Here is a 550-nt window from a genome sequence, read left to right as displayed (position 1 = left end):
CGAGGACGAGGCCCGCGTGCGCGACCTGGTCCGCAACCATGGCTGGGCCACCCTCGTCTCGGTGGCGGACGACGGAGCGCCCGTCGCCTCCCACCTCCCGGTACTCCTGGAGGACACGCCCCAGGGGCAGCCGATGAGCCTCCTCAGCCACGTCGGCCGGCCCGACGAGGTGCTGCACGGGCTGGACAGCGGCCGCGAGTCGCTGCTGATCGTGCAGGGCCCGCACGGGTACGTGTCGCCCGGCTGGTACGACCTGAGCCCCGCCGTGCCCACGTGGAACTACGTCGCCGTCCACCTGCACTGCACGGTCGAGCTGCTCGCGCCCGACGAGTCGTACCAGGTCCTGTCCGACACCGTGGACCGGTACGAGTCGGTCATGCCGCAGCCCGTCCGACTGCCCCAGGTCGAGGACTTCGCACGGCGCCTCGCGAAGGGCGCAGCGGCGTTCCGCCTGCGCGTGACCCGGTGGCAGGGCAAGGCGAAGCTGAGCCAGGACAAGCCCCTCGCCGTCGCCGAACGGGTGGTCGCCGCGCTGGAGACCGACCCCCAC

At 72.9% G+C, this 550-nt stretch carries 1 protein-coding gene; it reads left to right on the top strand.

Annotated elements, in window-relative coordinates; translation table 11 throughout:
* Nucleotides 1-550 (top strand): FMN-binding negative transcriptional regulator (locus tag ACYVJ0_RS13785; protein ID WP_460818428.1); only part of this gene is annotated, 550 nt, incomplete at both ends.

The organism is Microbacterium petrolearium, assembly GCF_054782875.1.
This window is presented reverse-complemented; position numbering and strand designations above follow the sequence as displayed.